Annotated in this window: 13 protein-coding genes; 8 read left to right on the top strand and 5 right to left on the bottom strand. The window is 47.5% G+C overall.

Annotated features, from left to right (window positions below; all coding sequences use genetic code 11):
- Positions 1-915, bottom strand: coding sequence for a class I SAM-dependent methyltransferase (locus ACW5MY_RS15540; RefSeq protein ID WP_013353585.1), 915 nt, complete (start codon positions 913-915; stop codon positions 1-3).
- A gap of 146 nt (positions 916-1,061) precedes the next feature.
- Positions 1,062-2,000, bottom strand: coding sequence for an iron-hydroxamate ABC transporter substrate-binding protein (locus tag ACW5MY_RS15535; RefSeq protein WP_014471005.1), 939 nt, complete (start codon positions 1,998-2,000; stop codon positions 1,062-1,064).
- A 248-nt stretch (positions 2,001-2,248) separates the two neighbouring features.
- Between ACW5MY_RS15535 and ACW5MY_RS15530 the strand changes: the two genes are divergently transcribed.
- The 3 genes from ACW5MY_RS15530 to ACW5MY_RS15520 are packed head-to-tail and all read left to right on the top strand — an operon-like array spanning position 2,249 to position 5,118.
- Positions 2,249-3,286 (top strand): FecCD family ABC transporter permease, encoded by a 1,038-nt coding sequence (locus ACW5MY_RS15530; RefSeq protein ID WP_044051913.1) that lies wholly within the window; start codon positions 2,249-2,251, stop codon positions 3,284-3,286.
- Positions 3,286-4,296, top strand: coding sequence for a FecCD family ABC transporter permease (locus tag ACW5MY_RS15525; RefSeq protein ID WP_013353582.1), 1,011 nt, complete (start codon positions 3,286-3,288; stop codon positions 4,294-4,296). The genes ACW5MY_RS15530 and ACW5MY_RS15525 overlap by 1 nt, the downstream gene beginning before the upstream one ends.
- Before the next feature lie 18 nt (positions 4,297-4,314).
- Positions 4,315-5,118 (top strand): ABC transporter ATP-binding protein, encoded by an 804-nt coding sequence (locus ACW5MY_RS15520; RefSeq protein ID WP_013353581.1) that lies wholly within the window; start codon positions 4,315-4,317, stop codon positions 5,116-5,118.
- A gap of 36 nt (positions 5,119-5,154) precedes the next feature.
- On the opposite strand, the gene ACW5MY_RS15515 is transcribed toward ACW5MY_RS15520, so the two are convergent.
- From ACW5MY_RS15515 to ACW5MY_RS15505, 3 genes are all read right to left on the bottom strand, one after another.
- The gene (locus tag ACW5MY_RS15515) at positions 5,155-5,577 is read right to left on the bottom strand and encodes a YrvL family regulatory protein (RefSeq protein WP_013353580.1); all 423 of its coding nucleotides are present in this window, start codon (positions 5,575-5,577) and stop codon (positions 5,155-5,157) included.
- Between the two features lie 65 nt (positions 5,578-5,642).
- On the bottom strand, positions 5,643-6,803 hold the full coding sequence (locus tag ACW5MY_RS15510) for an oxalate decarboxylase family bicupin (RefSeq protein WP_013353579.1): 1,161 nt from the start codon (positions 6,801-6,803) through the stop codon (positions 5,643-5,645).
- A 118-nt stretch (positions 6,804-6,921) separates the two neighbouring features.
- Entirely contained in the window at positions 6,922-7,077 is a 156-nt protein-coding gene (locus ACW5MY_RS15505) for a YvrJ family protein (RefSeq protein WP_012118419.1), read from the bottom strand.
- 241 nt (positions 7,078-7,318) lie between these two features.
- Here ACW5MY_RS15505 and ACW5MY_RS15500 point away from each other — a divergent pair, with 241 nt between their 5' ends.
- The 5 genes from ACW5MY_RS15500 (at position 7,319) to ACW5MY_RS15480 (ending at position 11,662) form a co-directional block, all read left to right on the top strand.
- Positions 7,319-7,855, top strand: coding sequence for a sigma-70 family RNA polymerase sigma factor (locus tag ACW5MY_RS15500; RefSeq protein WP_088030697.1), 537 nt, complete (start codon positions 7,319-7,321; stop codon positions 7,853-7,855).
- The gene (rsoA, locus tag ACW5MY_RS15495; protein ID WP_013353577.1) at positions 7,852-8,088 is read left to right on the top strand and encodes a sigma-O factor regulator RsoA; all 237 of its coding nucleotides are present in this window, start codon (positions 7,852-7,854) and stop codon (positions 8,086-8,088) included. Before ACW5MY_RS15500 ends, rsoA begins: the two co-directional genes overlap by 4 nt.
- A 173-nt stretch (positions 8,089-8,261) precedes the next feature.
- A complete protein-coding gene (locus tag ACW5MY_RS15490; RefSeq protein ID WP_013353576.1) occupies positions 8,262-8,981 on the top strand; it encodes a response regulator transcription factor in 720 nt (239 codons plus the stop codon).
- A complete protein-coding gene (locus tag ACW5MY_RS15485) occupies positions 8,978-10,720 on the top strand; it encodes a HAMP domain-containing sensor histidine kinase (RefSeq protein ID WP_013353575.1) in 1,743 nt (580 codons plus the stop codon). Before ACW5MY_RS15490 ends, ACW5MY_RS15485 begins: the two co-directional genes overlap by 4 nt.
- Positions 10,721-10,783: 63 nt before the next feature.
- Complete coding sequence (locus ACW5MY_RS15480) at positions 10,784-11,662, top strand: SMP-30/gluconolactonase/LRE family protein (RefSeq protein ID WP_013353574.1); 879 nt, start codon at positions 10,784-10,786, stop codon at positions 11,660-11,662.
- Positions 11,663-11,687 lie beyond the last annotated feature (25 nt).

Genomic DNA, 11,687 nt, shown 5'->3' with positions numbered 1-11,687 from the left:
TTACTTTTTGACGGCGTGTATAAAATGAATGGTCTCGAAAGCGGTTAAATAGTCAGTGCGTCCGCTGAAAAAACGCTCATTGACGGCCGCTGGAGATAAGTGTTCATAAATAAGCAGACCTGATGATTCTAACACCTTTTCAATTTCTTCATAGCTGAAACACGATAGCATCGGCTCTCCGCTGGCTGCAGCCATTTTCACCATGTTTTCCACTCTGTTTGACAGTCCTTTATCTTCAAAGAGCGACTGATCTGCATAATCAAAGACGATAGAGCTTCCTGGAGGGACTTGGTCAAATAATTGAGTAAGCAGGCGGGCAAGATGCTTTTTCGTAAGATAGTATGAAACGCCGAGCAGACTGAAAAAGGTTTTTTGGCGGGAAAAACCTTCTTGGTACAGACGGCTGAAAGAAAGTGAAGCGGCAAAGTCCATCGGTACAAAATGAAGATGACTCGGAATATCGAAATCCAGGCGTTTCAATCTGTTTATTTTGTCTTCCTGTGAAGCGTAATGATCGATTTCAAAGATATCTAAGCCATTTGTTACCTCAGGATGCCTGAAACAGAAAGTATCCAGCCCCGCCCCAAGGATGACATATTGTTTAACCCCGAGCATCATTTCATTCAGAAGCACTTTTTCACAATACGCGGCACGTGCTAACGGTGTAGGAGACAGCTGGACTTGAATCACCCATTTTAAGATATCATCCGGTTTATCTTGAAGTTCCTGAGCCATGTCTTTGCTGAAGAATGATATACCTTGAATCAAATGATCACAAATGTCTGAATGCTCTTTTTCAGAAATAAGATCTTGTGCCAGAAAATCATCAAACATAACCGGCTTGCCGTATTTACTGTGGTACGCTCTTCCGAAAGCGGACAGCAGGGAAGTCATACTTGCCTTGTTTTCTTTCATATTAAGAATCCTCCGTCATTCACATCAATCTCCGGCCGGGAGAATCTTATTATACACGCTAATCCAAAATTGTAAATTTTAGCATAAATAAATTTTTTTGTCAAGTTTTAGGAATCATAAAAGCCGCTGTGTCAGCGGCTTCAGGGTTACTTCGTTAAGCTTTTTGTAATATAGTCCAGCTGGCCTTCAAGTGAGATCGGGTCTGAGAAATAGAAGCCGATCGGATCAATGCGGTAGACATGGTTTTGCTTGACGGCATCGAGGTTTTTCCAGATTGAACTGTCAAGGACGCCTTTGTCGTCACCGCCGGCCTGCCATGGTCCCATAAAAATATAGTCTCCTGCGAAGTCAGGCAGTTTTTCAAGTGAAATGCTGGCATAGCCCGGGCCTTGATTAATGGCTTTTTCCTGCGTTAGTTTTGTGGCTTTCAGCCCGAGTTTGTCATAAATGATGCTTCCCCCGCGACCGAAGTCTTTACCGAATACATAGATGTCTTTACCGTTTGTCTGCATGATGGAGATGGTTTTTGAGCCGACTGCTTTTTGAACTTTTGTTTTAGCGGCAGCTGTTTTCTTATCCCATTCGGCAAGCCATTTGTCTGCTTTATCTTCAGTGCCTGTCATTTTCGCAAACTCTTTGAATTGCTCAATGTTGCTGAGCTTGTCATATTTAATAGCGATTGTCGGCGCGATTTTCTCCAGTTTTTCAATATCGGCCCCTTGTGTCGTCCAGACAACGATTAAATCAGGCTTCAGGTCAATGATTTTTTCAACGGATGTGCCGTCGCCGATGTTTGTCACACCTTTTGTTTTCCCTTTGTAATAAGGGTTTTTAAATACGTTTTGCGGCGCGCCGACAACATTGATGCCGAGCTGTTTGAAGTCGCCGTAGTAGCCGTCAGCCATAACGACGACCCGTTTCGGGTGCTTCGGAATTTTAATATTGCCGTTTTCGGCTTTATACGTGACGGTTTCTTCTTTTTCAGAAGAACCTTTCGTGTCTGAAGAATTTCCGCATGCGGCCAAAGCGGCAATGAGCAGTACGGCAATCAGCGCTGCGCCGATTTTCTTGTATGTATGGAACATCTGGCATTCCTTCTTTCATAAAAAATAGTGATAAAGAGAATCATTATCAGTGTGATTATATCACTGCTTTCATAGAGAAGCACGCTCTTTTTTAAGAAAAACTTTCTTTTTTTATATGAAATTAGGTCTATTAAAAGAGAAGAAAATAGTGCTATACTGAAACAAGTCATTGATAATCATTATCATTAACATTCTTGTCTTGGAGAAAGGAAGAACGAGTGTTGGGTCTATTAAAAAAGAAACAGACAATGACGGCTCAAGGAGCGTCAGGGAGCGAAATCCAGTGGACGGCGCGTTCATTCAGAGCGGCTGTGCTGCTTTTTGCCGGTATTGCGGTTTTATTGATCGGCGCAGTTTTGTCTGTTTCCATCGGAGCCGCTGATATTCATCTGCGGACGGTGTGGAACGCTCTCTTTCACTTTCAGCCGCAAAATACATCTCATCAAATCATACGCGATCTGAGGCTGCCGAGAACCGCCGCCGCAGCGCTCGTCGGGGCTTTTTTAGCTGTGTCCGGGGCAATCATGCAGGGGCTGACGCGGAACCCGCTTGCTGAGCCTTCCATTATGGGGGTGACTTCGGGGTCCGGCTTTGCGATCGCTTGTGCATTTGCTTTTTTTCCGGGGCTGTCTGCAGCGGGGCTTGTCTTGTGGTCCTTTGCGGGAGCGGGAATCGGGGCGCTTATTGTTTTTGGCATCGGCCTGTTTTCAAAAGGCGGGCTGACACCTGTGAAGCTCGCGCTGGCCGGTACGGCAGTCGGCTATTTCTTGACTGGGCTTTCAAGCGCGATTGCGATCCGGTTTGACGTCGCCCAGGATGTGAAGTTCTGGTATGCCGGGGGAGTCGCGTCCGTGAAATGGGAAGGCGTGCAGCTGCTATTGGCAGTCGGGGTCATCGGCCTTTTGCTTGCCTTTTTGATTGCGCGCTCAGTGACAGTGCTGAGCTTGGGTGAGGAGCTGGCCAAAGGGCTCGGGCAGTATACGGCGCTTGTGAAAGTAATCGGAATGTTTGTCGTTGTCCTGCTGACAGGGGCTTCAGTCTCAGTCGCCGGAGCCATTTCTTTTATCGGCTTGGTGATTCCGCATATCACCCGATTTTTAGTCGGGGTCGATTATAGGTGGATTATTCCTTGTTCCGCGGTATTCGGCGCCGTTCTGTTAGTCTTCAGTGATATTGCCGCAAGACTCGTCAATGCGCCGTTTGAAACACCGGTCGGCGCTTTAACCGCCCTTATCGGCGTTCCCTTTTTCTTTTATTTGGCGCGCAGGGAAAGGAGAGGGCTGTAATGAATGTGAAATCGAAAAAACCGCTGGCGGTCGCGGCCGTTACGTTATTGCTCATATGCATCGTCTTTTTTATCAGCTTAAATATGGGTGTGATCCGGATTGCGCCTCTCGATACGTTACGAGTCTTTTTCGGACAAGGCGATGCCCGGGATCAGCTTGTTTTATTTGAATTCAGACTCCCGCGCATGGTGCTGTCATTGCTGGTCGGCGCCGGGATCGCGGTTGCAGGCGCGATTTTTCAAAGCGTGTCTCAAAATGACTTGGCGGAGCCGGGCATTCTCGGTATTAACGCCGGAGCATCATTGGCGGTCGTTCTGTTTATTTTCTTTTTCCAAGGGTCCGCTGTTGATTTAAGCATGTTCAGTACATGGCTGCTTCCAGTGAGCGCTTTGGCGGGAGCTTTTCTGGCTGCGTTTCTCATCTACGTGCTGGCTTGGAAAAAAGGTGTCTCACCCGTCCGGCTCATTTTGGTCGGGATTGGCGTTAATGCGGGGTTTAATGCGCTGCTCTTGATTTTTCAGCTGAAAATGGACCCGCGGGATTTCATGCAGGCGCTTGTATGGATTTCCGGTTCGATTTGGAACGCCAATTGGAAAATGGTGCTGTCGATTTTGCCGTGGCTGCTGGTTCTTCTGCCGTTCAGTCTGTATAAAGCGAGGTATTTAAATGTGCTGCAGCTTGGTGACCAGCTGGCTGTGGGACTTGGCACCCGGGTTGAAAAGGAGCGGCGCGTTCTGCTGATTTCCGCTGTCGCCCTGACGGCGTCATGTGTTGCGGCAGCCGGCGGAATCGCTTTTCTCGGACTGATTGCGCCGCATTTGGCCAGAAGGCTTACCGGGCCGCGCCACCAGACGCTTATTCCGGTTTCAGCTTTGATCGGCGCATTTTTATTTCTCCTTGCCGATACGCTGGCGAGAAATGTCCTTGTGACGTTCGAAGTTCCCGTCGGCTTGGTGATTTCCGTACTCGGCGCGCCGTATTTTATATATTTGCTGATGAAAGCGAAATAAAGGAGGGAGACTGCCGCGATGAACTCATTATCGGCGGAACAGCTTACTGTCGGTTATGGTGACCGTCTGATAGCGAAAGAATTGGATATCGCCATACCGAAAGGGAAAATTACAACGCTGATCGGTCCAAACGGCTGCGGAAAATCGACGGTTCTTAAGACGATGTCAAGAATCATGAAACCGAAATCCGGCGCCGTCTATTTAAACGGACAGGCGATCATGAAAAAATCAACGAAGGACATCGCCAAGGAAATGGCAATCCTTCCGCAGACGCCTGAAGCGCCGAGCGGGCTGACTGTATACGAACTTGTTTCTTACGGCAGATTTCCGCATCAGTCCGGAATGGGCCGCTTGAGTGATAAAGATCGTGACATGGTCAAATGGGCGCTTGAAGAGACGGGGATGGCCGAATTTTACGACCGGCCGATCGAAGCGCTTTCCGGCGGGCAGCGGCAGCGTGTGTGGATCGCAATGGCGCTCGCTCAAGAAACGGAGCTGCTGCTTCTTGATGAACCGACTACTTACTTAGATCTTGCCCATCAGCTGGAAATTCTGCAGCTGCTGGACAAATTAAACAAAGAGCAGGGACGAACCATTTTAATGGTCATTCATGATCTGAACCATGCCGCCCGTTTTTCCCATTATATGATCGCGCTGAAAAAAGGACGCGTCATCAAGGAAGGGACGGCGGAGGAAGTCATGACGCCCGGCATATTGGAAGACGTGTTTCAGATTGACGCACAGATCGTAAAAGACCCGCGCACGAACAAACCCGTCTGCTTAACCTACGATTTAATCCAGCATGAAAACGCCTCGGTATGACGGTAAAAACGCAGAGCCATTTCGGCCTGCGTTTTTTTATTGCGCCTGAGTTTGTTTCTGCACGGAGACGCATTTATCCAACACGAAAAAAACCCCAGCCACAATCAGCTCCTCGGTCGTTGACAGCCAAATCTTTTCAATCAGTTTATCCGTCGTATACGCGGTCATCCAAAGAAACAGCAGCTGAACGGTGCTGGCTAAAAGAAGAAAAGGCAGCCTGCCCGTCCTGAAAAAGGTAAAACTATGTACCATCAGCCGCTCAAGCGGTTCAAAACATAACCCGAGAAGAATAAAAAGCACAGAAAAAAGCAGGACGTACGCCATCGATCCGTAGCTCGTCCCGGCTAATGAAAATACGGTCATCATCACGATGAAATACCCGAATAATACAGCGGCCGCTGCCAGGGCATACGTGAGCACCCGGAAAAAAAACAATTTCGGCCCGTTTTGATTGATCATCTGCTCAGCTCCTTTTCACATAGAGGAGACTTGCAGAGATGAACTCTGCAAGTCAATGTGTGTCTTCAGCATTTCTTTTTGACGACTGGATGTTTCTCTTTCGAAAGAATGTCGGTAAAGTCTTTGCCCAGTTCAAGATGCTGCTGGACGAATTTCTCAGGAAGCATGGCGAGCCATTGGTTCAGAGACACATCGGCATAATGGTCATCTTTGAAGATTTCCAAGAAGACGAGCGGCTCATCTCCCAGGTTCTCCACATAGTGGCCCATTGCGAACGGAACGTAACCGACATCCCCGGCCTGATAGTTAAATGTTCTCGCATGGCCGTCCGAAGCAAAAACCGTCATCCGGCCTTTCCCGGAAATATAATACTGCCATTCATGCGTATTCGGATGCCAGTGCAGCTCTCTCATTGCGCCCGGTTCGACCACGACAAGCGCTGAAGCGATCGTTTTGGACACTTTGAAGTTTGTGGAATCCGCGATATATACTTTGCCGCCGTCCGTCTCAGCAGTCGGGCCTTCATCCAGCAGACGGTAAGTGAACGGGTAAGGCACTTCGCCGTTCGGCCCTTCCACAATGTCATCTTTCAGCTTTCCGGGAACAGGCTCTTCAAAGATATATTTTTCTTTCCGCGGCAGGCCGGCAAGGTCTTTTTCTGAAACCCCGAAGTTGTTGGCGATGACATCAAGCGGCGTGTGGGCAAGCCAGTCAGTCACTTGGAATGTGCTGTTTTCTGAGAATGAGCCGTCATCAAAGACTAAGAGGAATTCACAGCCTTCTTTCAGCGCCTGAATGGAGTGCGGCAGACCTGACGGGAAGTACCACAGATCTCCTTCCTTCACGTCATCGATAAAACTGCGCCCCTGCTCATCGACAATCGTGATCCGCGCTTTGCCCGTCAGCATATAAGCCCATTCCGCTTCTTTATGCCAGTGCAGCTCACGGATGGCGCCCGGTTTTAAACGCATGTTGACAGATGCGAGATTTTTAGAAATCGGCAGCTCGCGAACGGTCACCTCACGCGCGTATCCGCCCTTTTCCAGCCGGTTGTGCACATCTGAGAAAGAGAATTTCATATTATCCACTGTGCCGTGATCCGTTTCCGGCGGCACCAGCATATCCGGATTTTGGCGGTCTCTTTCAAGGTTGCGCGGAATCGTGACGGTCGCCCCTTTATCTCCTCTGATCGGCTGCGGGATATTGCAGTTGTTTTCTTTTGACATGTAAATCGTCTCCTCTCAAGCTTTGTTTTTTTCAGAAAGAGAATGTGAAAGGCCTTTCGTTTTCCCTTCTGCTTTGTTAAGTGATGCGTTCCGATGAAAAGTCAACTTCGTTTGAAAATTAATTTTTCATCTTCTGGTCTTTCAGTTCCGTCATCAGCTCGATCAGGGCGTCAAATTTCTTCTCAAACCGGGTGAGAAGGTACATGGCAATCAGAGCCGGAAAGCCGAGATTGCCGATCTGTCTGACTGCTTCTTCTATAAAAACCTGATCCATTATCAGCCACCTCCTGACTTGACCTGCAGTCATGTATATAAGTGAAAGAAAGAGCGGCTCTTGTAAACCTGATATCCGGGCTGAGAGTCTTTTTTTGTTCCGGAAAAACCGGGACATAAGGAGTGTAAAACCTTAGTCGGAAAGGAGTAGTTTACTTTTTTTTGCTTTCTTTCATTTAATTTAAATAGGAGGCGGTTTTATGGACTATCAAGTTCTTTTACGGTCAAAATGCAAGGAAATCATGAAACATCCGATCGTCAAACATTTTTTAAGTGACCCCAAGCATTACGAGAAATTTAAAAATGTGCTGGAACATTCAGACGAGAAAGATGCAAAATCACTGGACGAACATTTTAAGCAGTTTTATAAGGAAATCCGGATCATCAAATATATGAACTCTATGATCCGGATTTTCTCCATCGACTTTGACAAGCGCATCCGCAAAAATCAGAAGCGCTATCCGCTGACGGTTGATCAGCCGGAAGGAGGTGAAACGCTTCCCTATGAAATGGGAAAAGACGCGTATGAAGAGTTTCTGCGGCAGCAGGGAGATTTGAGCCAGCATGTCCAAAACCGGGATTTATATGAAGCGCTTCAGACATTAACCGATAAACAAAAAAGTGTGCTGACGAATATTTACCTTCACGGAGCGACGATGAAGGAGATTGCCGAGTCGCTGGGGGAATCCCGGCAGAACATTTCCAATATTCATAAAAAAGGGCTCGGCAATCTGAGAAAGCAGCTGGACAAGCAAAAAAAGGGGGAAAATAAGCAGTGAACGGGCCATTTGATTTCAACAAAGAGAAAACAGATATCGACGAAATGGAACTCTTGATATCACGTTTTTCGCCAATGATAAAAAAAAAACTGAGCAATACGTCTTACCAGGAAAGAGAAGATTTGGAACAAGAATTAAAGATTAAAATAGTTGAAAAAGCGGACATGCTGTTATGCCAGGAAGTGCCTGGATTTTGGGAATTTATTCTACATCTTATAAATGAAAACTCCTGACAAAAGGGCGGGATGACTGATATACCGCTCTGCCCACCGCGAGAAAAACGAGAGAAGATATCCGGTCTCGTTTTTCTTTTCTGTCTCCCCGCAAGACCTCCGCACTAAAAAAGTACCAAATCTTAACCATATAATGATATGATGAAAAAAACAAAGAGAAAGGAACGTCCAAGGTGGAAAATGCGTCAATTTTAATTGTAGACGATGAGAAGGCGATCGTTGATATGGTCAAACGCGTTCTCGTCAAAGAAGGCTATCACAACATTAAGACAGCCGGCAGCGCCGAGGAAGCGATTGAATTTGTTAAACATGAAACCGCGGATCTGCTCGTGCTGGATGTGATGATGGAAGGCATGTCCGGTTTTGAAGCATGCACCGAAATCCGGAACTATACCGATGCTCCGATCTTTTTTCTGACTGCCCGGTCTTCTGATGCGGATAAGCTGTCAGGATTTGCATTGGGAGCTGATGATTATATAACAAAGCCGTTTAATCCGCTCGAATTGGCGGCGCGGATCAGGGCGACGTTAAAAAGAACCTATAAGCGCGAAGAGAAAACGGCGGTGAAGACGTATTCATACAGCCATTTTTCCTATTCGCCGCAAAACGCCGAGCTGATTGTCGGGGGCGAGCCCGTCAGCTGCTCCGCACAGCTTTTGCAATTGCTGCAATATTTCTGCGAACACCCTGATGTGGTGCTCTCAAAAGACCAGATCTATGAAAAAGTGTGGGGATATCCGTCTTACGGCGACAACAACACCGTCATGGTGCACATCCGCAAGCTCAGAGAAAAGATTGAAAAAGACCCAAGCGATCCGTCCTATATTGTAACGGTGCGCGGCCTCGGCTATCGGTTTATTCCCGATCAAGGAGAAAAAGGAACCCGCCCATGAGAATGCGCGGAAAATTTCTGCTCCACTTTTTCGGGCAGCTGCTGCTTGTCATCCTGCTGATCTCTGTTTTGGCCGTCGCTTCTTTTTTCTATTTGGATTGGCGTTTCAGCGAAGCGGAAGCCAATGCGGGACTGACGAAAGCGACGGCTGACTCGTTTGAAGCGTGGCTTGATAAAAATGAAGACGGCACATGGGATGTCGATGAATTTTTAAAGATGTCAGTCAGAAAGCAGAAGGGCTGGCTGCAGATCATTAATGACAATGAAAAAACGGACTACGCGTACAGAGTGCCGAAAGACGTCCCGAGCCATTACAGCAGAAAAGATCTCTTATCCATTTATCAGTACCGGAATTTTGACAACTACAAGCTGAACTACTGGACGGTCACGATTAATAATGAGACCTATTTGATTCTGTTCGGCTGGAAATCCGCCAGCGAGCAGCTTCTCACTTACATCGAATCACAGGAGCCGTCCCTCGCTTCCCTTTCTCAATATAAAAAAAGCACGGTTGATTATATTAAACGGGAAAAAGGGGCGGTCTATCTTCTCGAGGACAGCGGCAGACTGCTCGGAGATATCAACAGCACCAAAAAAGAGCGGAACACCGTCAATGAGCTTGAATTGCTGAAATACAATTCCAAGCCGTGGAATTATAAGAGGGAAATTTCTTTTAAAAGACTCGATAAAACGAAATGGATGGTCGCGTCGGTGCCGAACCCCGTGTACATCCCCGATCATGAGTTTAATAAGTCATTTTTGAGAAATGTGATGAAAACCCTCTTTTTGCTGATCGGAATCTTGGTATTAATGATCTGTATTCTGACAATCTGGTACTCTTTCCGTTTCGGATGGCCGCTTTTTCATACCATCAAATGGCTTGTCAATTTATCAAAGGGCCGGCTTGAAGAGCCGAAGAACCGCAAAGGACAGCCGGTCAGCAAAAACAAAAAAGGCAAAACAAAGCAGCCGTTCCGCTTTTTCGCCGAGATTTTCGAATCGATGGACCAGCTGACCGATACGCTGAAGCGGGATAAGAAAAACAGAGAAAAAATCCAGGCGACTAGGGAAGAATGGATCGCCGGACTCAGCCATGATTTAAAAACACCGCTGAGCACGATTTACGGCTACAGCATGATGCTTGAATCGAAGCAATACGACTGGACCCCGGAGGAAGTCAAAGAAATGGGGCAGATCGTCCGGGAAAAATCAGAATATATGTCGAAGCTGATTGAGGACTTAAACTTGACATACCGGCTGAAAAACGCCGCCCTCCCGATTGAACGGCGGCTGATCAACGTCGTTCCGTTTATCAGAAACGTCACGAACGATTTCACGAAAAACACGTTCTCGGAAGGCTATGACATCGCCTTTGAAACCAAAAAGGAAGACATTCTTTTCGCCATTGATGAAGCATGGTTCCGCCGTATTCTGGAGAATCTGCTGGCAAATGCCGTAAAGCATAATAAGAAAGGGACCGCCATTCGGGTCGTGCTCGAGGAATCAGCCGAACAGCTGATTCTGAAGGTGAAAGATAACGGAAGAGGAATGGACGAAGAAACGATTCACCAGCTGTTTAACCGTTATTACCGGGGAACGAATACGAAGGGGCCGTCAGAAGGAACGGGGCTCGGACTCGCCATTGCCAAGGAACTGGTGCATCTTCATAACGGAACCATTCATGTCAACAGCAGAATCAGCGCCGGAACGGTTATTACGATTCTTTTTAAAAAAGATTGAGTTTGGACGCCGCTTTGTCGGGAATAACAATAGGAGACTGACAAGCAAAAGAGGTGTTCACACATGGAAGCAGCATTACGAGCAGATACGAGAGCGGTGATCGGAGAAGGCCCCTTATGGGATAAGGACAAGGAATGCCTGTACTGGGTGGATATACTGGGCAGCCAGCTCCATATCTTTACTCCGGCTGACGGAATCAACCGTTCCGTTAAATTCAAATCATTCGTAACGGCTCTGGCTTTGTATTCAAAGGAAGAGCTGGTGATGACGATGAAAGACGGTTTTTACCTGTACAATCTGCAGGAAGATACGTTGACGAAGATGAAGCAGCCGAAAGACATGCGGGAAGATATCCGTTTCAATGACGCCAAGTGCGACCCGTCCGGAAGATTATGGGCGGGAACGACGAGCATGGAAGGCAAAGAAGAGGAGGCTTCGCTGTACCGTCTGAATACGGACGGCAGCCTTGCCAAAATAAAAGACCAGGTCTCTACTTCGAACGGTCTGGATTGGGATCGAGACCGAAACCTGATGTATTATATCGATACTCCGACGCAGGAAATCGTCCGTTATTCATACGATCCGGAAACCGGAGCCGTATCAGATCCGAAAACGGTTTACCGATTTCCGAAGTCGCAAGGATCTCCCGACGGAATGACCATTGACCGGGACGGAATGCTGTGGGTGGCTCTGTTCGGAGGCGGCCGTGCCGTCCGGATTGACCCGTTTTCGCATAAGGAAATCGCATCTATTGAAGTTCCCGCAAAATACGTCACCTGCTGCGCGTTCGGAGGCAAAGAGCTTAACACATTATACATTACGACCGCGACGGAAAAATTGACGGAAGCCGAAAGACTTGAGCAGCCGCATGCGGGCGGCCTGTTTTCCGCAGAGCTTGAGACGGGCGGCTGGGAGCCGGTTCCGTTTGCAGGCATGATATAAAAAAAGCCCTGGCATATATGGGAGT

It is taken from the genome of Bacillus sp. Bwzl_19 (genome assembly GCF_054900515.1).
The sequence above is the reverse complement of the archived record's forward strand: the minus strand, read 5'-3'. Positions and strand labels throughout refer to the sequence as shown.